Annotated in this window: 13 protein-coding genes, 1 tRNA gene and 1 pseudogene; 6 read left to right on the top strand and 9 right to left on the bottom strand. The window is 64.1% G+C overall.

Annotated features, from left to right (window positions below; all coding sequences use genetic code 11):
- On the bottom strand, positions 1-1,563 hold a 1,563-nt coding region (locus H7841_13240; GenBank protein MEO5337836.1), incomplete at its 3' end, for an ATP-binding cassette domain-containing protein.
- A 374-nt stretch (positions 1,564-1,937) separates the two neighbouring features.
- On the opposite strand from H7841_13240, the pseudogene H7841_13235 reads away from it, so the two are divergent.
- A pseudogene (locus H7841_13235) lies at positions 1,938-2,156 on the top strand (ricin-type beta-trefoil lectin domain protein).
- Between the two features lie 64 nt (positions 2,157-2,220).
- On the opposite strand, the gene H7841_13230 reads toward H7841_13235, so the two are convergent.
- Positions 2,221-8,484, bottom strand: coding sequence for a hypothetical protein (locus H7841_13230; protein MEO5337835.1), 6,264 nt, complete (start codon positions 8,482-8,484; stop codon positions 2,221-2,223).
- 381 nt (positions 8,485-8,865) lie between these two features.
- Positions 8,866-8,941, bottom strand: a tRNA-Glu gene (locus H7841_13225).
- Positions 8,942-9,085: 144 nt separating this feature from the next.
- On the opposite strand from H7841_13225, the gene H7841_13220 reads away from it, so the two are divergent.
- The gene (locus H7841_13220; GenBank protein ID MEO5337834.1) at positions 9,086-10,303 is read left to right on the top strand and encodes a 6-phosphofructokinase; all 1,218 of its coding nucleotides are present in this window, start codon (positions 9,086-9,088) and stop codon (positions 10,301-10,303) included.
- A gap of 231 nt (positions 10,304-10,534) precedes the next feature.
- Here H7841_13220 and hemB read toward each other — a convergent pair whose 3' ends face one another.
- Positions 10,535-11,500 carry a porphobilinogen synthase gene (hemB, locus tag H7841_13215; protein ID MEO5337833.1) on the bottom strand — a complete coding sequence of 322 codons (966 nt, stop codon included), beginning with the start codon at positions 11,498-11,500 and terminating at the stop codon, positions 10,535-10,537.
- A gap of 60 nt (positions 11,501-11,560) precedes the next feature.
- A complete protein-coding gene (locus H7841_13210) occupies positions 11,561-12,853 on the bottom strand; it encodes a PLP-dependent transferase (GenBank protein MEO5337832.1) in 1,293 nt (430 codons plus the stop codon).
- 184 nt (positions 12,854-13,037) lie between these two features.
- On the opposite strand from H7841_13210, the gene H7841_13205 reads away from it, so the two are divergent.
- The 4 genes from H7841_13205 to H7841_13190 are packed head-to-tail and all read left to right on the top strand — an operon-like array spanning position 13,038 to position 15,512.
- Positions 13,038-13,346 (top strand): hypothetical protein, encoded by a 309-nt coding sequence (locus H7841_13205; GenBank protein ID MEO5337831.1) that lies wholly within the window; start codon positions 13,038-13,040, stop codon positions 13,344-13,346.
- Between the two features lie 54 nt (positions 13,347-13,400).
- The gene (locus tag H7841_13200) at positions 13,401-14,282 is read left to right on the top strand and encodes an alpha/beta hydrolase (protein ID MEO5337830.1); all 882 of its coding nucleotides are present in this window, start codon (positions 13,401-13,403) and stop codon (positions 14,280-14,282) included.
- Positions 14,279-15,301: an enoyl-CoA hydratase/isomerase family protein gene (locus H7841_13195; GenBank protein ID MEO5337829.1), complete on the top strand. Its 1,023-nt coding sequence runs from the start codon at positions 14,279-14,281 to the stop codon at positions 15,299-15,301. The genes H7841_13200 and H7841_13195 overlap by 4 nt, the downstream gene beginning before the upstream one ends.
- Before the next feature lie 7 nt (positions 15,302-15,308).
- Positions 15,309-15,512, top strand: coding sequence for a hypothetical protein (locus H7841_13190; protein ID MEO5337828.1), 204 nt, complete (start codon positions 15,309-15,311; stop codon positions 15,510-15,512).
- 48 nt (positions 15,513-15,560) lie between these two features.
- On the opposite strand, the gene H7841_13185 is transcribed toward H7841_13190, so the two are convergent.
- The 4 genes from H7841_13185 to H7841_13170 all read right to left on the bottom strand — a co-directional run bounded on the left by H7841_13185 (position 15,561) and on the right by H7841_13170 (position 19,784).
- Positions 15,561-16,022: an NUDIX hydrolase gene (locus H7841_13185; protein MEO5337827.1), complete on the bottom strand. Its 462-nt coding sequence runs from the start codon at positions 16,020-16,022 to the stop codon at positions 15,561-15,563.
- A gap of 136 nt (positions 16,023-16,158) precedes the next feature.
- Entirely contained in the window at positions 16,159-18,390 is a 2,232-nt protein-coding gene (gene ppk1, locus H7841_13180) for a polyphosphate kinase 1 (GenBank protein MEO5337826.1), read from the bottom strand.
- Between the two features lie 29 nt (positions 18,391-18,419).
- Complete coding sequence (ppk2, locus tag H7841_13175; GenBank protein ID MEO5337825.1) at positions 18,420-19,286, bottom strand: polyphosphate kinase 2; 867 nt, start codon at positions 19,284-19,286, stop codon at positions 18,420-18,422.
- 75 nt (positions 19,287-19,361) lie between these two features.
- Complete coding sequence (locus H7841_13170; GenBank protein ID MEO5337824.1) at positions 19,362-19,784, bottom strand: HIT domain-containing protein; 423 nt, start codon at positions 19,782-19,784, stop codon at positions 19,362-19,364.
- Between the last annotated feature and the right edge of the window lie 11 nt (positions 19,785-19,795).

Raw genomic sequence — 19,795 nt, 5'->3', positions numbered from 1 at the left:
GGGCCGCGCCGGCGCCGCCGGGCGGGGGGCTTCGCGCCGGACCGGTGCGGGGTCGTGGCCGGGCCGTTGCTTCCGGTAGTCGGAATCGCCGCCGGCATATGCTCCCAGGTCGCCATTCCCTTCGAGGGCGATGACGCTGGTGACCAGGCGGTCGAGGAAATCGCGGTCGTGACTGACCACCAGCAGGGTGCCCTCGTACTCGGCCAGCACCTCCTCCAGGAGGTCGAGGGTGTCCATGTCGAGGTCGTTGGTCGGCTCGTCCAGGATCAGCAGGTTGGATGGCTTGGCCAGCAGCTTGGCCAGCAGCAGGCGGTTGCGCTCGCCGCCCGACAGGGCCTTGACCGGGGTGCGCGCCTGGGCTTCGGAAAACAGGAAGTCCTTCATGTAGCCGATCACGTGTCGGGGGGTGCCGCGCACCCAGATGCTATCGCCGCGTCCGTCGGTCAGGGTGTCCCAGACGCTGCGTTCGGGGTCGAGGCGGTCGCGGCGCTGGTCGAAATAGGCGGGCTCCAGATTGGTGCCCAGGCGTACGGTGCCGGAATCGGGGGCCAAGTCTCCGGTCAGCAGGCGCAGCAGCGTGGTCTTGCCGGCCCCGTTGGGCCCGATCAGGCCGATGCGGTCGCCGCGCATCACCCGGGTGGAAAAGCGGTCCACCACCACCTTGTCCCCGAAGCGCTTGCCGATGGCGTCGGCTTCGATCACCAGGCGGCCGGACAACTCGCCGGCATCGGCCGCCAGCTTGGCGGTGCGGCCGGACTCGGTCCGGGCCCGGAGCGTCAGCGCGCGCTCCTTGCGAAGGCCCTGCAAGGCGCGCAGCCGGCCCATGTTGCGCTTGCGCCTCGCGGTGACGCCGCGGGCCAGCCAGTGCATCTCCTGGCGCAGTTTGGTGTTCATGCGCACCAACTCCGCTTCCTCGGCGAGGTAGGTTTCCTCCTGCCAGGCGGGGAAGGCGGCGAAGCCCTGTTCCGAACGTCGGACCAAGCCGCGCTCCAGCCACAGGGTCTGGCGCGACACCGTTTCCAGGAAGCGGCGGTCATGGCTGATGGTCACCAGGGCGCCGGGAAAGGCGTCCAACGTCTGTTCCAGCCACAGGATGGTCGGCAGGTCCAGGTGGTTGGTGGGTTCGTCCAGCAACAGGACATCGGGTTCGCTCACCAGTGCCCGGGCCAGCGCCGCCCGCCGGCCCTCGCCGCCCGACAGAAGCGCGGGATCGCGGGCGCCGTCCAGCTTGAGGGCCTCCAGGACCGCATCGATCCGGTAATGCTGGTCGCGCTCGGCCTCGGGCAGGCCGGCCGCGACGTAGGCGGCAACGCTAGACCCGAGCAGAGCCGGGTCCTGGGGCAGGGTGGCGATGCGGGTGCCGGGCTGGACGAAGCGTTCCCCTGAATCGGGCAGGATCTCGCCGGCCAGGACCTTGAGCAGGGTCGATTTGCCTGAGCCGTTGCGGCCGACCAGACAGGTCTTGTCGCCGCGACCTACCCAGGTCGTGACGCCCTCGAACAGAGGAGAGCCGCCGAAGGTGAGGCGGACGTCGCGGAGTGCCAGCAGCGGAGATGGTGCCATGGCTTCCCCCTACACCGGGGGGCGCGGCGGTTCAAGCGGACTCGTCGCTGTCGGCGGCGCAACCCTCCCAAATGAGGGGCGCGGGATGGGGTGTAACCGCGTATCAACCGGTTCCAGGATGGCCGGTCGCGCCCCGTCTTCCGGCGGCGCGAGAAAGTAGCGCCCGCAACCGGGGGCCCAACAAGCCTCCCATTTGGGAGGGGCGGCGAATCCCCGGCGATGGCTTTATCGCCACCATCAACCACTTTCTCAGTCGGAGGCTGAAACTGATGAAAAAGACCATCGTCATTGCCCTGACGGTCCTGGCCGTCTCCCTGGGCGCCAAGGCTGCCCAGGCCGAGACCTTCTTCCTTGGGACCGGCATGCCGTCCGCCATGTGCGTCGACGTGCGCGGGGGCGGTAACGACCTGATTCTCTGGAACTGCCACGGCGGCTCCAACCAGCAGGTCGCCTTCAACGGGTACGGGCCGCTGATGATGAACGGCCGTTGCATCGAGGCCCAGGGCGAGGGCAAGCCCCTGGTGGCGCAGTCCTGCGACGGCAACAAGAAGAGCCAGAAGTGGGCCATGAAGGGCAGCCAGATCAACAACGAGGAAGGCTGGTGCATGGACGTCAAGGGCCAGGCCGAGCGTGTCGTTCGGCTCCAACTGCAACGCATCAATCAGCTTCCGGCCAAAGCCGCAGAGATCCATGAAGGGTATGGAGGCATCCGGTTGCGCCGCGCAGGAGGTAGATTCGGTTGTAGGGCCTGTTGCCGATGTGCTTTGGGTCGTAGCGTCCGGGTTGGTCTTCGTATTCACGTTCGATCTCCACCTCGATAATCAGGTCGCAGCCGAAAGCGGAAAGTACGTCTTTCAAAAATGGGACCTTGAGCAATACGCGATGTCCACTGTTGGAGTGATCGCCGCGACGTTCGTCGACACGGGCACCCCAAATTTCCGAGCGCATGACGGGCTTGGTGCCCTGATACCAATTCCGGCAATCCTTGTCGGGCCGCAACTCGAAGAATTTCAGGATGTCGTGTGTCGGCTTCGGGGGTGGCCAGGAAACCTCACCGGCGAATACGTCCAGCCCGTCCAGTTCCCGGTCCCGTTCCGTGGAGGTGAGCAGGTTTCTCAGCTTGAAAATGGCTGGAACCTCGCCCTCTTCTTCGTCTTCATCGATGTTCTTCAGGTTGAAGGCATAGGGATTCTCAGCTGTCTGCATGGCCCTGAGAAGAGCCATACTTGTTGCCGGTGGTGCCATTGCCGAACTGACGCGGACGTGCTGCTTGTTTTCGTAGCGGCTTTGGAACCACCAGGCATCCACAACCAGTTCATTCGGCGGTGTTTCGTTCAGTCCCAGGACAGCATCAAGATCGGCGGCCCCGATGGAATATGCCCAAACTTCTCGCTTTTCGGGGTCATAGCCTACCTCTCCCATTTCCGGGTAGAGGTTGAGCGGCACCGGATCCCGCCGGTCGGAAAGCCAACGACCATCGCCCCGTGTCAGATCCACGCGGCGGAGCCAATCCTTCCAGCCATTCTCCTCGTATTGGAGTGCGGGTGGGAATTGCTGGACCAGTTCCCCCGCCGCGCAGAGCAGGGCATGCCAACAGACATAGAAGCGATAGGAATCGAAGGCCGACAATTGCTCCCGCCCAATGCCGTGGCGCCGCGCCTTACCATCTCGTGGCTCAAAATAGTGGTTGGGAAGTGAAATGCCCCACCGTTCGCAAACCCATTTCTCGACCCTCTCCGACACGTCATCGGGATGTATGCCGAAGGCGTTCCCCAGCGGGGCGACCCAATTATTGTCGAATTCATAGGGCATCAGACACCGCCCCTGACCTCGTCGGAGATCATATCCGGTGTAGTGCCTTTGATCCGACGCCACCGGCTCCATGGCGCTGGAGTTGACGGAACGCAGCCGCTCGATGACGCCATCGTCCAGTCCGGCCTCTCCCTGAACCGTAAAGGCCAGAACCGCCTGGGCGGCAAAGTGGCGGATCAGGACATGGGGCTCATCGGCGTTCAAAGCCCAGTGAATGAGCGTTTCCCGATGGGGCATGACGACTCGAGGAGCTTCCTCCGCCAACCGCGCCAGGGCGATCAGCAACCACAATCGGGCATGAAGAGCATAGAAGGGCAGCCCGGTGCCGACGAAGGCGGGGAGTTCCATCCGGGGCAAGAGATTCACCAAGGCATCCAGCAGTGAAGACTGACCGAGACGCCCTAATCGGACTACCGCATGGGCGGCCCGCCATCGGGTCTCCGCTTCCGGCGAGGCCAACATTGCATACAGAAACCCGGCAACGGTTTCCTCATCCGAAGTAGACGGGGTAAGGCCCTCTTGCCAGGGGCCATCGCCATCCTGATCGACGAGGACACCTTCCAGCCGGTCGAGGGCATAGGTCAGAACCTCCAGGGTCTCATCCTCTGAAAGGGATTCTTTGGCGAGAAGATTCACGAATCGAAACAAATTGCCCGCAGGAATGTCGCGCACTCGTTGGGTGATGGAGTGCGTCACGAGCCGAATCAGTTCGGGGCGACTTTCCCCACCCACGGCGACACATCGCCCGAGGTCATCCTGATCCCCCCATGTATACGGGAGAAAATCTTCGCCTTTTTTATCCACGACGATTTTGACCGCCTTTTGAAGCGCGGCCTGCACACTCGGGATATACCCCCAATCCTTCCGACACCCTTCCAGCGCAATAATGGCCCATCGGCCATATTCCAGGTCACTGCCAGCCACGGCTGCAACATGGGCGGTACGCTTGTCCTTGGGAACCCGCCCCCTCATGGCCGTGAAGACATCATCAAGTCCGATACCGCCCCGGCCATCCTTCCAACGGGAAATCGCCTGGTTGATGCCAGCGACATCTCCGACATCCAAGCCGCCCAGCAGCCTGTCGAAATCCGGCGGCTCCTTCTCTGCGGCCGAAAATGATGCCGCTTTTTCATACTCCCGATCCGAGCCCGGCTCTTCGGTGGCCGGCTGCTCAAGGCGTGCATGCAGCAAGCCGTAGCGGCGCGCTTCGGCCTGAAGCTCGCTGGAGGAAATTCCCTCGGCTGTCCGGTCAAGCTCAAGGTCGGACACCAGGATATCGAGAGCAATCTGGCGCCGCTCTGAGTCCGGCAATCCGGCAAACAATTTCTGGGCAAGGTTCTTGCCGCCCCAATATCCACCAAAGGCATGCAGCGCAATAAGGGCTTCCGGGGACAGGCGGCCAAGCTGCATCGCCATCGGGGCAAGGCTCGATATCGTCCAGCGAACAGCCTCGACGCCCCGATCATCCCAACGGGCAATTGCGGCGAAGGCGGAAGACAAATCCAGTCGGGCAACGGATGTGGTGACGCTTTCCCAGGGGAACTTGTGATCGTTATAGGCGTGCAAAAGTTCGGCCGCTCGGGCCAGACGATAGGCCTCTCGTGCCGACGACCTTCCGGTACCAGCGCGTTTCGCCAGGGTGAGCAACGTATCCAGGCGCGGGTGTATGTCGTCGCCCAACCGCCCCACATGGTCGAGGGCTTCTTGCAGGTAATGGCCGGCCTCGGTCGGCCCCAGGGGCAGGATTGCCCTGGCGATGGCCATCAAATCATCTGCGGTCCGACCGGCGTCCTGGCGTTCGCTTAACGTTGCCTGATGGGCGCGGCCCGCGCACAAAAGGGCGACTTCGGCCAGAGCCGGACGCGAAGAGGCCAGTCCCGCCAAAAACGTCCATGTCGCGTTCGGAAAGGCCAATTTCTCGGCCTTTGCCCACTCCTCCAACTCGGCTGCACAGCCATCGGTTCCATCCGCCCAAAGCACGGCCTCCAGGCGCAGAAGGGCAATGTCTCGATTGGTGGAATAGCGAGCGGGGCCGGCGCCATCATATTGTTCTTGGAACACTGCGGGCGGGACGTCCGCAGCCGAGATTTCGCCCGAGATCGCCCGCCCACGGACCATATGCCACTGGATTAGGGCACCATAATAATCCGAGAACTCGCGCTCATCCCGCCCATGCCCACGGGCTCTTTCCGAGGTATCGCGCAGGTTGTTAGGCGTAACATCCTTTATGGTAAGGTCGCGTCCTTCCAGGATGGCCGACATGGAGGCCATCCGTAGAAGGGCGTTTCGCTTATCTCCCGGATCATAATGAGTATAGGCGCGTTCGTGCGGCACGGGATAGCGGGCCAGCAGCTCTTGAATTCTGTCGTTCGGGCATTTGGCTCGCACCGCCGCCTCGGCGACAGAGGCGATTGCACGAAAAATGGGGGTGTCTTCGAGCTGGTCCGGCAGTTCGATGGGAGTGGGCTCGACGAGGAGTTCGTCCAGCAGGCGCTGTGTTGATTCAGCCTGCGGGGTGATGCACCGCTCAACCAACTCCCCATTGACCGCCAAGCGAATCTGAAGTGGGGCTCCTTCATCGGCGAGGATTTCCATGAGGGTATGTTGGTCGCTGTTGTCCAACATTCGCCTTGCCACGACACACCCTGCCAGAAACGGCATGTTCCCGGACCAGCGGTCAAGGAACCGCACCATTTCGCCGGGCCCCTCCAGGCGAGTAATGACCTCCGCATAGAGGGCGACCTCCGCAGGTTTAAGCCCTTCACGAGAATGATCGTCCGGGTGCGCCCGCCGCTCTGCCGCCCAATTTGTCAGCCATTGCATGGCGAGGCGAAAATATTGTCTGGCTTCGGGCAGGCCCAAGGGATTGGCCGAGAGCATGGCGGCGCAGGCGATGAAGGCTTTTCCACTGTCTCGCCAAGGGCGACGTCGGAAAACATGCTCCGCCACGACCACGGGAGCGGCCAAATGGCCGACAAGATCCGCATGAGCATTGAGAAAGGCGACCTGCCGGGCATCGGCGGCGACCTCCTCGGCGGCCCGAAGCAGCAGTTTGGCGGTGTCCGCGGTTCGTCCGCGCGACGCGGCGACCCTGAGCCCGTAGCTCACACGCTGTAAAACGATTGCCCGGCGCTCAACCGGGTCAGCGGCCTCGGGCGGTGCGTCGCCAAGGGCAATCGCCATCAATCGGTCATGACGACCGGCCTGATATAGGACGATGGGCAGAATGGCCGCGACGTAGGCGTCGGTGTCGGCGGAGGGCTCCAGCCGGTCGGCCATATTCTCCCAATGCGCCGTATCATTGGCAAATTTGTCCTTGAACCAGGTTTCCGTCGGTTCGTCCTGGAATTGGACCGCATCGTTACGGATCAGAATGGGACGGCCATTGGCGAAATCGGCGACAAAGCTGCGGATCGCCGCTTCCGTAAGGCCCGACGCCCGCGCCAGCATGGCAAGCGGAACGGGCGGCGGCAGCATGGCGAGGGCGGCTCCCAGGCGGTCGAGTTCATCGCCCACAGCATGTTCGCGCAGAACCTTGCTGAATGCGGTGTCCAGTTGTCCTTTGACCAGGGTCTCGGCGGTTTCCACAATCGGCCCGAGGCTTCCAATCAAGGCGACAAGATCGCCGGCGACACGCAGGGCGTTGGCTTGGACGCGCGGGTTGTTGTCGGTGAAGTGGTGGAAACGTGTGACCTGCTCGTCTGACGCCTCGGAAAACTTTGTCCGAAGCATCTCCCCGCTCTCTGTGACGGTGAACGGCTGGAGGTGAATGGAGATAACCTCCGCCCTTGGACGCAGGTATTTCTCGACCCGATGAGGGCGGGAAAGGGTCACGATACGGCAACCCAGCGGTGGCGCCTCCTGCAACAAGGCCTCGGCGAAACTGCTCTCACTCGCACCTTCGGCCGCCATTCCCAAATTGTCGGCGGCATCAATGATCAGCAAGAGCACAGCATCGGGCGATTGGGCTTGCAATGCCTCGGCGGCTTGCCCAAGCCTGTGCCACAGCTCCCGTAGATAGGTTTGTTCCGACAGCCCATTTTGCGGCAACAGCAGGTCGCACAGCCCCTTGGCCGCCAGTTGATTGACGATCTGGGGCACACCACGGGCAGCACTGTGTCGGTAGCTTCGAGGATTGCGGTAGTCTCCGGCGGCAAAACCATCAAACAGGACGGTTTCGGAACCGGGCGGCATGTGGCCGCCCAGGCGCTGGGCTAGTATGGTCTTGCCGATGCCCCCTGCGGCCTGAATGACGATCGGCCAACCCGCCTGGATGATCGTGGACGCGATATCCATCTCCTGGACGCGCTGAAATGCGGACTCGGCGGGTTCGAGTTTGGCCGGGGCCGGGAACAGATCGTCGGATGTCACGCCGAAGGCGACCAGGACCTTTTCCCGGGCGATAACCTTGTCCCGAGCCTTGTCTGAGGTGGTGTGGACCTGGACCAGGGTTTTCATCCGCATGGTCGCGTCACTGTCGAGCGATACCCGCCGGGCGTCTAATGCCAACAAACTCGTGAGGTTTTGGCGATCAGGCTGCTCCGCCAGGAATTGAACTAAGCCTGCAAAGTCCCTGAACTCGGCGACAGACAAGCCCGTTTCCGTGATCAGTGCCTCCCGAGCCTTCTCTACGGCTCCGCCAAGCGTTGCGGGCGGCGTTCCAAGCCTCAATGCCTCGAAGGCGGCAAGTACGTTGGGGGAGATCGGGCGGTTGGTAACAAACTGGAAGCGGATTTTCCCCAGAACCTCCGGCCTGCCAAGTTCGAGCGTCTTTTCACGAAAGCTCGCGGCAAACCCCTTCAGCGTGTCGGCCAGACCGGAAACCGGCCAGGGCGTGTCGCCCTCCCGAGTGGAGTACTTTAGCTGGCAGTAGACAACTTGTCGGGCCTGACGGATATCCTGCGAGCCATAATACTCGGCGGTATCGACGACCAGCAATCCGGCGGCAAGTTCCTTGCCGTCGATTTCGCGCTCGGACACACCCTCGACCGATACCGCGATCAGATCCGAGGTCGGATCAAGCAACCTCAACGCTCGGCGGGCTGTCCACAGGATATGGAAGTCGTCACCGTCATTGCGATACCGGACGAGATTGCTCTTGTCTGCCATGGAAATGGTATATCAGGCACCTGGCCAGATGTCGCGCCTCTGAACTTTTGCGGGACGTTGTTGTTGCGCTTATCGTTTCATAGGCAGTCCATCAACTTCACGCAATCAACCTGAATTGTCCGCCAGAGACCATCCACTCCCACCCGCTCGCGCAAACTACACGACAGAATATTTTGTTTGCATCGCTGAAAAACCAATGACTTGCAGACCTGTTGATACGGAATGGCGTGTCAACAGGTCTGGAGAATAAACCGCTATAGAGAGAGAATTCGGACCATTTCTGGCAGGCCCGTTTCAGCACTCACCCCACGCCAAACCGCGCGGAACCTTGGGATATCCAAGGCCTGGTCTTAGCGGTAGAGCCAGTTTGTCTGGTAAGATTGGCGTCCCCAGCGGGATTCGAACCCGCGTCGCCGCCGTGAAAGGGCGGTGTCCTAGGCCTCTAGACGATGGGGACGTCGTGGCTGCCTTGTGGCGCCTCTCCTAGCCGACCTTGGGCCCAAGATCAAGCACAGGCCGGGCTTGTCGTCTACAATCCGCCCGCCTTTTCAAGCGGGCTTTCGTCGCAACCCATTTCAAGCTGTCTAGTCCGGAGGAATCCATGCTGCAGGGAAAGATACTGGTCGCCCAGGGCGGCGGCCCCACCGCGGTCATCAACCAGTCCGTGGTCGGCGTCGTCAAGGAAGCCCGCAAGATCGCCGGCGTCACCCACGTCTACGGCGCGCTGCACGGCGTGCGCGGCATCGTCAACGAGGACTTCCTGGACCTGTTCCAGGAGACCGACGCCAACCTGGAGGCCGTCGCCGCCACTCCCTGCGCCGCCCTGGGCTCCACCCGCGACAAGCCCGACCTCAAGTACTGCCAGGACATCTTCAAGGTCCTGCAGGCCCATCAGATCGGCACCTTCTTCTACATCGGCGGCAACGATTCCTCCGATACCCTGCGCATCCTGTCCGAGGAAGCCGCCAAGGCCAACTACGACCTGCGCTGCATCCACATCCCCAAGACCATCGACAACGACCTGACGGTCAACGACCATACTCCCGGATTCGGCTCCGCCGCCCGCTTCGTGGCGTCCGCCTTCGCCGGCGCCGACCAGGACAACGCGGCCCTGCCGGGCGTCTACGTCGGCGTGGTGATGGGCCGGCACGCCGGCTTCCTGACCGCCGCCGCCGCCGCCGCCCGCACCTACGACTCCAGCGGCCCGCATCTGATCTACGTGCCCGAGCGCACCTTCGACATGGACAAGTTCACCGCCGACGTGAAGCGGGTCTACGACAAGCTGGGCCGCTGCGTCATCGCCGCGTCCGAAGGCATCCACGACGCCGAGGGCACGCCCATCGTCACCAAGCTGGCCAAGGAAGTGGAAAAGGACGCCCACGGCAACGTGCAGCTGTCCGGCACCGGGGCGCTGGCCGACCTGCTCTGCGACCAGGTCAAGGAAAAGTGCAAGATCAAGCGCGTGCGCGGCGATACCTTCGGCTACCTGCAGCGGTCCTTCCTGGGCTGCGTCTCCGACACCGACGCCCGCGAGGCGCGCGAGGTCGGCGAAAAGGCCGTCAAGTACGCCAGGCAGGGCCACAAGGTGGGCACCGTCACCATCCACCGGGTCGGCAAGTACGCCATCGAGTACAAGCTCACCGCGCTGGCGGAAGTGGCCGGCAAGACCAAGGTGATGGCGGACGACTTCATCAACGCCGACGCCAACGACGTGACTGGCCAGTTCATGCGCTACGTCAAGCCGCTGATCGGCTCCGGCTTCGGCGAAGTGTCGCGCTTCGACCGCGCCAACACCGTCGGCAAGATCCTGAAGAAGTAATACCGGCCAACACCCGAACCGACTCGTTGGCGGGGGGCCAAGAATAAGGGAAGGGGCGCGGCCCGCGGGTCGCGCCCCTTCCATATTCCGGATCATACCAACCGGCCAATGAATTGACCGGTTGGTATCTTCATCTTTGCCCTCGCCGGGCGCGCGCATCCGCGCGCTTGGCCGCGGCCTCAATGGCCGCTCGATACCGGTCAACGAGGTCGGATCGAGTGTTGGCCGGTATCAGAGCCCCCTGAGCAGCCGGGCGGCGTCCAGGGCGGCGTAGGTGAGGATGCCGTCGGCCCCGGCGCGCTTGAAGCAGAGCAGGGATTCCATCATGGTCTTCTCGTAGTCGATCCAGCCTTCGGCGGCGGCGGCCTTCAGCATGGCGTACTCGCCGCTGACGTTGTAGGCGAAGGTCGGCACGCCGAAGGCGCTTTTCACCCGCTGCACGATGTCCAGGTAGGGCAGGCCGGGCTTGACCATCACCATGTCGGCCCCTTCCTTGATGTCCAGGGCGACCTCGCGCAGCGCCTCGTCGCTGTTGGCCGGGTCCATCTGGTAGGTCTTCTTGTCGCCCTTCAAGGCGCCCTTGGACCCCACCGCGTCGCGGAACGGCCCGTAGAAGGCGGAAGCGTACTTGGCGGCGTAAGAGAGGATGCGCACATCCAGGAAGCCGGCGGCGTCCAGGGCCTCGCGGAGCGCCCCGATGCGGCCGTCCATCATTTCGGACGGCGCGATCACGTCGCAGCCGGCCCGGGCCTGCACCACCGCCTGATCGAGCAGCACCTCGATGGTCTCGTCATTAACCACGTAGCCGTTAACGAGCAAGCCGTCGTGGCCTTCGCTGCTGTAGGGATCGAGGGCCACGTCGCAGATCACGCCGATGTCCGGGCAGTCCTTCTTGACCGCCCGCACCGCGCGGCAGACCAGGTTGTCGGGGTTGAGAGCCTCGCGGGCGTCGGGGGTCTTCAGCGCCGGATCGGTGAAGGGAAAGACCGCCACCGCCGGGATGCCGAGCGCCTTGGCCTTCGCCACCGCCTCGGGCAGGAGGTCGACGCTCAGGCGCTCGACCCCCGGCATCGAGGGGATGGGCTGGCGCTGGCCGGCGCCTTCGACCACGAACACCGGCCAGATCAGGTCGTCCACGGACAGCCGGGCCTCGGCCACCAGGCGCCGCGTCCATTCGTCGCGGCGGTTGCGGCGCATGCGGGTCCAGGGATAGGCTCCGAGACCGAGGGCTGCCTTGCGGTTCAAGATCGGGTCTCCCTATGCCTTGTCGAGGGCCTGGCCCAGGTCGGCCAGGATGTCGTCGATGTGTTCGATGCCCACCGACAGGCGCACGTAGCCCTCGGACACGCCCGAGGCGACCTGCTCCTGCGGCGAGAGCTGCGAGTGGGTGGTGGTGGCCGGATGGATGGCCAGCGAACGGGCGTCGCCGATGTTGGCCACGTGGTAGAACATCTGCAGGGCGTCGATGAACTTCCGTCCCGATTCGAGGCCGCCCTTCAGTTCGAACCCGACCAGCGCTCCCAGGCCTCCCTTAAGATAGGCATCGGCGCGTCGGCGCGTTTCTCCCGATTGCGCGCCCGGATAGATGACCTTGGCGACCTTGGGGTGGGCGCCCAGGAACTCGGCGACCTTGGCCGCGTTGGCGCAATGGGCACCCATGCGCAAGGGCAGGGTTTCCAGGCCCTGGATGAACTGGAAGGCGTTGAAGGGGCTCATGGCCGCGCCGACGTCGCGCAGCAGGGTGACCCGCATGCGCAGCACGAAGGCGATGGGACCCAGGGGCTTCACCGCATCGATCCAGACCGCGCCGTGGTAGCTGGGATCGGGTTCGTTCAGGGTAGGGAAGCGGGTGCGGTGCTTTTCCCAGTCGAAATTGCCGCCGTCGACAACCACGCCGCCGATGGAGGTGCCGTGGCCGCCCAGGTACTTGGTGGTCGAATACATGACCACCGCCGCGCCGTGTTCCAGCGGCTTGCAGATCACCGGGGCCGCCGTGTTGTCCATGATCAGCGGCACGCCCAGTTCCTTGCCGATGTCGGCCACTTCCTTGATCGGGAAGACGTTCAGCTTGGGATTGGGCAGGGTTTCGGCGTAATAGCAGCGGGTGCGTTCGTCGGTCGCCTTGCGGAAGGATTCCGGATCGGCCGGATCGGCGAAGCGGACCTCGACCCCCATGGCCGACAGGGTGTTGGCGAACAGGTTCCAGGTGCCGCCGTAAAGATCGGTGGAACTGACGAAGTTGTCGCCCGCCTTGCACAGGTTGAGGATGCAGAAGGTGGTGGCCGCCTGCCCCGAGGCGACCGCCAGCGCCGCCACGCCGCCCTCCAGCGCCGCCACGCGCTGTTCCAGCACGTCGCAGGTGGGATTCATGATGCGGCTGTAGATGTTGCCCAGTTCCTTCAGGGCGAACAGGTTTTCGGCATGCGCGGTGTCGCGGAACTGGTACGAGGTGGTCTGGTAGATGGGCACCGCCACCGCGTTGGTCGCCGGATCGGACCGGTAGCCGGTGTGCAGGACGATGGTCTCCGGATGCTTGGACTTGGTGGACATGACGCTTCGAGCCTCCCGTTGGCGGCCGCCAATTTCCCCACCGGCGGCCCTCTTGCGAGATGACCACGCGGGCGGGCGGGTCGTCAAGGCGGGTTCCTTCCTGCGGCCCAGGCATTCCCTCGCCGCGACCCTTGCCTGGTTCACTCCCGTCTCTCCAGGGCGCAAGAGTTATCGAGCCGTCCGTTTGAAGCTCCTGAAACCAGAGGAAGCGAAACTGAAGCTGTTACAGGTCGAGGCGGCGGGAAGTCAGCCGGATATGAACCAGTCGAATACGGGAACTGTTTTCACTCGGCGCTGGGAGGGGGACAGAGCGCCCAATGTTGTCGACGGGATGTGGCTCGAATTGAGGATTCAACGCGAACCGGACCAGGGAACACCCATCGACGAACCAATTCCCTTCGGACTTGCGGTGACGTTGGCCATGCCCGGTGAGGTCAGGATCTACGAACAGGTCAGGCAGCGTCTCGCCATCGCACAGCGCGCCCGGATTTGACGCGAGGCATCAGCCGGCTTCCAACTCCCGCCCAAGCGCCGTAAGATCGGGGGTATGAAACGCATTCTCGCCACCGTCCTGCTGGTCCTGGCGGCCGTGCTTCCGGCGTCCGCGGAAGAGGCCGTCCTTCCCTACAAGAATCTCAACCTCCTGGCTGATGTCCAATTCTCCGGCGGCAAGGAGCGGGTGGTGCTGATCCTGCACGGCTCGCTGTCCCACAACCGCATGAAGACCGTCGCCGACCTCCAGAAGCTTCTGGCGGCCAAAGGTTTCAGTACCCTGGCGCCCAACCTCTCGCTGGGCATCGACCGCCGCCAGGGGGCCTTCGACTGCGCCGCCGAACATCGCCATCGCCATACCGACGCCCTGGACGAACTGGGGGCCTGGATGGACTGGCTGGGCAAGCAGGGCGTCAAGGACGTGGCCCTGTTGGGATTTTCGCGAGGCGGCGACCAGGCCGCGTGGTTCGCCGCCGAGAAGGGGCATGCCCTGCTCAAGCGCCTGGTCCTGGTCGGCCCCATGACCTGGACCTGGGAAAGTGCAGTGAAGCCCTTGGACGCCCGCCAGAAGATGATGATCGTCGAATCCCTCAAGCGCGCCAAGGGGGCCGTGGCGGCGGGGCGGCCGGAGACCTTGTTCAAGGACCTGCGCTTCCTGCATTGCGACAAAGCCCGTGTGGCGGCGGATACCCTGGTCTCCTATTACGACCCGGCCGAGACCCGGCGCGATACGCCCGGCCTGCTGGCGACGCTCAAGCTGCCGTTCCTGGTGGTGGCGGCATCCCAGGACCAGATCCTGCCGGACCTGCTGCCGCGCCTGAAGGCGATGCCCGAGGCCAGGGATCGGCTCGCAGTCGTCGAGGGGGCCGACCACTTCTTCAACGACATCTTCGCCGAGGAGGCGGTGGACGCCATCGCCGCCTTCCTGAAGAAGTGACCGGGGAACTGGTCCTGGAACTGCGGGACGGGGTCGGCCGGGCGGTGCTCGACCGGCCACAGGCTCTTAACGCGCTCAGCATGGCCATGTACCGCGGTTTGGCCGAGGCCTTCCGGGACTGGGAAGCAGACCCGGAGGTTCGCATGGTGGTGGTGGAGGGGGCCGGCGAGCGGGCCTTCTGCGCCGGGGGCGACATCCGCGTTCTCTGGGACGCCCGCGCCAGCGGCGACCTGGATTTCATGGCCGAAATCTTCCGCCTGGAATATCGCCTGAACCGGCGGGTGCATCGCTATGCCAAGCCCTACGTGGCACTGATGGACGGCATCGTCATGGGGGGCGGCTGCGGCATTTCGGTCCATGGCTCGCACCGGGTGGTCACCGAACGCACCCGCCTCGCCATGCCCGAGACCGGCATCGGCTTCTTCCCCGACATCGGCGCGTCCTGGTTCCTCCCCCGCTGTCCGGGGGAGATCGGTGCCTACCTGAGCCTGAGCGGGGCGATGATCGGGGCTGCCGATGCCCTCCATGCCGGCCTGGCCGACGCCTTCCTGCCTTCGGCCCGCCTGCCCGAGTTGGTGGCGGCATTGCGGGCCGGCGCGCCGGTGGACGCGATTGGAGACTTCGCCGCCGATCCCGGTCCGTCTTGGCTGGCCGATCATCAAGGGGCCATCGACCGCGCCTTCGCCGGCCAGTCGGTGGCCGATATCCTGGCGGCTCTGGACAAGGAAGGAGAGTGGGGCCATGGGGTGGCGAAGACCCTGGCCGGCCGCTCTCCTTTCAGCCTGGCGGTGGCCCTGAAGGCCCTGCGTGTCGGGGCGGCGATGGCCTCGGTCGAGGAGTGCCTGACGATGGAATACCGGCTCTGCCGCCGCTTCCTGGAACGGGACGAACTGTTCGAGGGCATTCGCGCCGCCGTGGTCGACAAGGACCGCAACCCGCACTGGGAACGGATGGTAGACCCGGCGGCGGTCGAGGCCTGTTTCCGGCCCCTGGGCCTCGGTGACTTGACCTTCGAGTGAGGATGGAATGGCCGAAAAGGTCGAGCTTCGGGAAGTGCTCTACGAGTTCTCGCGGGTGGGCAACGTGGTTCGGGTGGTCGCCGTCGATCCGATCAGCAACACCGAGGTCATCATGGTCGGTTCCCCCGGCCATTCCCAGGAAATGTTGAAGCGCCTGGCGCGGCAGAAGCTTGCCTACGTGATCGCGAAAAAACGGGGCGGGGGTTCCTGATGGCGGCCCGGCGGCATTTCGTCCCCACCGGCGTTTCCGTATTCGACTTTATTCCACCTTCTCGATCTTCTGCGGCAGTTCGAGGATGAGTTGGCGGAGCTCCCGTTCGCAGACCAGGCGGGCGGCTGTTTCGACGGGGAGCCATTCGCGCACCCGCTCCTTGCGTTCCGGCCAACGCGCCTTGACGGTTTTCACCTCCATGGCGAAGACCTCGACGTCGTGGGGCCGGCCACGGGCATCGTCGGCCTTGAAGTAACGGTAGCTGCCCAACGCCTTCTTGCGCACCTTGCCGCCGATTCCGGCTTCCTCGAAGGCCTCCTTGGCGGCCGACTTGGCGGCGCTCAGGGTAGGTTTCACGTCGCCCTTGGGCACCACCCAGCGGCCGGTGGACCGCGACGACACCAGCAGCACCTCGATCGCCCCATGCTCATCAAGGCGATAAGCCACCACAGCGGACTGGCGGACCGGAGCCGGCAGGCGAGGCAGGGGACGGGAGAAATGCTGGGCCATCCGTCGGGCGACTCCGATGCTACGTCGTCATCATATTCGTGAAACCTGGAACAATTGCAAGAGAGACACAACATCCAGCGGACCAGACTTGGGATAGCCCCCAATTCCGGCTTTATCGAGGCAGGGATCGCCGGACCTAACGGACGACGCGCCGGGCTACCGCCTTGGGCTTGCGCTTGCGCAGGCGGGTGGCGTCGGCCAGACGCTTTTCCGCCGCCTCGACCAACCGTTCCTGGGCGCCCGTACGTTCCGCGGGCTCGGCAGGCTGGCGCTGCACGTAGCTGCCGTCAGGCTGCATATCCCAGGCATTGCGCTTGTCGTTCAACTGGATATCGAGAATCGCCGATAGTTCCGCCTGCAGGGCTAGGTCCTCGACCGGCGTCACCACTTCGACGCGGCTTTCCAGATTGCGTTTCATCAGGTCGGCCGAGCCGATCAGGTACTCGTCCTGGCCCGCGTTGTGGAAGTGGAAGATGCGGGAGTGTTCGAGGAAGCGGCCGACGATGCTCACCACCCGGATGTTGTCGGACGCACCGGGGATGCCGGGGCGCAGGCGGCAAGTGTCGCGCACCACCAGTTCCACCTTCACCCCGGCGTGGCCGGCGCGATAGAGCGCTTCGGCCACGTCCGAATCCTCCAGCGCGTTGCACTTGAGGCGAATCCAGCCCTTGCGGCCGGCCTGGACGTGGACGATTTCCCGTTCGATCTTGTCCAGCAGGGCGGGCTTCAGGTGCTTGGGCGCCGGCAGGATCTTCAGGTAGTGGCGGCGCGGCGTATAGCCGGTGGTCAGGTAGTTGAACAGTTCCGTCAGGTCGCGGCCGATGGCCGGGTCGCAGGTCAGCAGGCCCAGGTCGCAGTACATGCGGGCGGTGCCGGCGTGGTAGTTGCCGGTGCCGATGTGGGCATAACGGCGCAGCCCGTCGTAGTCCTGGCGCACCACCAGGATCACCTTGCTGTGGGTCTTGAGACCCACCACGCCGTAGGTGACGTGGATGCCCACATCTTCCAGGCGCGACGCCCAGCGGATGTTGGCGGCCTCGTCGAAGCGCGCCTTCAATTCGACCACCGCGGCCACCTGCTTGCCGTTGCGGGCGGCGTCGGCCAGGTAGTCGATGATCTTGGTGCCTTCCGAAGTGCGGTAGAGCGTCATCTTGATGGCACGCACCTTGGGATCGCGGCTGGCCTCGCGCACGAAACGCTCCACCGAGGTGGTGAAGGATTCATAGGGGTGCTGCAGCAGCACGCCGCCCGAGGTCTTGCGGATGATGTGGAAGATGTTGCCAGTTTCAAGAAGCTTGACGTTATCGATGGCCTCGTGGTCGGGCTCGTGCAGGTCGGGGAAGTCCAGGTTGGCGATGTCCCAGAGGTCGCGCATGCCCAGAAGCTCGGTGGCCTCGAAGACGTCCTCCTGCTCGTTTAGCCCCAGTTCGGCGGCCAGCATGCCCCGGTGCACGGGGTCCATGCCGGCGCCGATCTGCAGGCGCACGATGGGGGCGAACTTGCGTTCGCGCAGTTCGGATTCGATCATCACCAGCAGGTCGTCGGCCTTGTCCTCGTCCTGTTCGGTATTGGCATTGCGGGTGACCCGGAACAGTTCCCAGCTTTGCACCTCCATGCCGGGGAACAGCAGGTCCAGGTTGTTGGCCATCACCTGTTCCAGCGGCACGAAGTGGTTGCGGTCTCCGACCCTGAGGAATCGCCTGATGCCGGCGCCCACCGGCACCTTGACACGGGCCAGCACCTGTTCGCTGTCGCCTGGATGCTGCAGGCTGACCAGCAGGTTGAGCGACAGGTTGGAGACGAAGGGGAAGGGATGCGCCGGGTCCATGGCCTGCGGCGTCACCAAGGGGAAGATGTTGACGTAGTAGTAGTCGCGCAACTGCTGCTTCTGGGGGGCAGCCAAGTCGTTGTAGTCCAGGATGCGGATGTCGTGCTTGGCCAGGACGTGCTTGAGTTCCCGGTAGGTTTCCGCCATGTCCTCGTGGATCGAGCGCATGACCTGGAAGCTTTCGCTGATCTGGCGCTGCGGCGTGCGGCCGTCGATGGTCAGCTTGTGGATGTTGGCGCCGGCCTGCTGCTTCAGGCCGCCGATGCGTTTCATGGTGAATTCGTCCAGGTTGGACGCCACGATGGCCAGGAACTTCACCCGTTCCAGCAAAGGCGTGCGTTTGTCGCGGCCTTCGTTGAGGACACGCCTATTGAAGGCCAGCCAAGTCAGTTCCCGGTTCAGGTAGTATTCGGGCTGGTCGAAGTCGACCTTCGCCGGTCCCTTGGAGTTCGCGGGAGGCGCTTCGGTCTTCTTCGGACGCCTCGGTTTGATCTTGGCGGTTTCGCTACCCTGGGCTTCCACGGGGGTGTCTTTGGGCACCGTATTTTTCTCCTGGCTTTACGCGGCGTTCAATAGAGTTCGGGGACGAAGTTCTGATGGGAGAGCGGCGGCCGTTCGTAACCGGTGCGCCGATTGGGGCGCCGGGGCGGCAGCTTGATCGGTCCGGGGGTCAGGTCCTCGTAAGGAATCATGCTCAGCAAGTGGCTGATGCAGTTGAGGCGGGCCCGCTTCTTGTCGTCGGAATTGACCACGTACCAGGGAGCCTGCTTGATGTCCGTGAAGGCGAACATCTCGTCCTTGGCGCGGGAGTATTCGATCCACATTTCGCGGGACTTCAGGTCCATGGGGCTCAGCTTCCAGTGCTTGAGCGGGTCCATGGCGCGGGCCTGGAAGCGGCGTTCCTGCTCCTCGTCACGGACCGAGAACCAGTACTTGATCAGGATGATGCCGTCGCGCACCAGCATGCGCTCGAACTCTGGGCAGGAGCGCAGGTACTCCTGGTACTGCTTGTCCGTGCAGAAGCCCATGACCCGCTCGACACCGGCCCGGTTGTACCAACTGCGGTCGAACAGCACCATCTCGCCGGCGGCCGGCAGGTTGGGGACGTAGCGTTGGAAGTACCACTGGGTCTTCTCGCGCTCGGTGGGCGTACCCAGCGCCACGACCCGGCACATGCGGGGGTTGAGGGGTTCGGTGATGCGCTTGATGGTGCCACCCTTGCCGGCGGCGTCGCGGCCCTCGAAGACGACGACCACCCGGAGCCCCTTCACGCGAATCCACTCCTGGAGCTTGATCAGCTCCACATAGAGCTTGGCAAGTTCCTTTTCGTATTCCTTGGTCGATATCTTGCGCGGCCCCTGGGCGGCATCGACCTGCGCGTCTCCGGATTCTGGGCGGCGCTTCGCCTTCTTGCCCTTCTTCTTGTCCTTTCCCATGGTTCCCCCTTGCCGTGTTGAACTCCCATCCGGTCTTCAGTCTAGCAGGATTCCCAGAGGGTTGCGAGATGGTCTCTAGACGATTGCCGCCCGTACCCGAGCAGCCAGTTCGCCGATGGCCGCCATGTCGCCGGGTATCGGTTCCCAGTTGAGAGCCAAGCCGTCGTCGGCACGGCGCGGCAGGATGTGGATATGCAGATGGGGGACCGACTGGGCGGCGGCCGGCCCGTTGGCCTGCACCAGGTTGATCCCGGCCGGGGCCAGCACCGCTCGCAGCGCCAACGCCACCCGTTGCGCCGTCGCCGCCGCCGCCGCCAGATCCGCGGGCGGAAGGGAGAAGATGTCGGGGGCGTGGTTCTTGGCGATCGCCAGGGCATGGCCCGGATTGGCGGGGTTGATGTCCATGAAGGCGAGCGTTCGTTCGTCTTCCCAGAGCTTGAAGCAGGGGATATCCCCCGCGACGATCTTGCAGAAGATGCAAGCGGAATCGGTAATCATGGCCCACCTCC

It is taken from the genome of Magnetospirillum sp. WYHS-4 (assembly GCA_039908345.1).
Lineage (GTDB): Bacteria > Pseudomonadota > Alphaproteobacteria > Rhodospirillales > GLO-3 > JAMOBD01.
The sequence above is the reverse complement of the archived record's forward strand: the minus strand, read 5'-3'. Positions and strand labels throughout refer to the sequence as shown.

Coding starts and splice junctions, on each gene's coding strand:
- H7841_13230 (MEO5337835.1), bottom strand. CDS start 8,484: ATGGCAGACAAGAGCAATCTCGTCCGGTATCGCAATGACGGTGACGAC.
- H7841_13220 (MEO5337834.1), top strand. CDS start 9,086: ATGCTGCAGGGAAAGATACTGGTCGCCCAGGGCGGCGGCCCCACCGCG.
- hemB (MEO5337833.1), bottom strand. CDS start 11,500: ATGCGCCGCAACCGCCGCGACGAATGGACGCGGCGCCTGGTGGCCGAG.
- H7841_13210 (MEO5337832.1), bottom strand. CDS start 12,853: ATGTCCACCAAGTCCAAGCATCCGGAGACCATCGTCCTGCACACCGGC.
- H7841_13200 (MEO5337830.1), top strand. CDS start 13,401: ATGAAACGCATTCTCGCCACCGTCCTGCTGGTCCTGGCGGCCGTGCTT.
- H7841_13190 (MEO5337828.1), top strand. CDS start 15,309: ATGGCCGAAAAGGTCGAGCTTCGGGAAGTGCTCTACGAGTTCTCGCGG.
- H7841_13185 (MEO5337827.1), bottom strand. CDS start 16,022: ATGGCCCAGCATTTCTCCCGTCCCCTGCCTCGCCTGCCGGCTCCGGTC.
- ppk2 (MEO5337825.1), bottom strand. CDS start 19,286: ATGGGAAAGGACAAGAAGAAGGGCAAGAAGGCGAAGCGCCGCCCAGAA.
- H7841_13170 (MEO5337824.1), bottom strand. CDS start 19,784: ATGATTACCGATTCCGCTTGCATCTTCTGCAAGATCGTCGCGGGGGAT.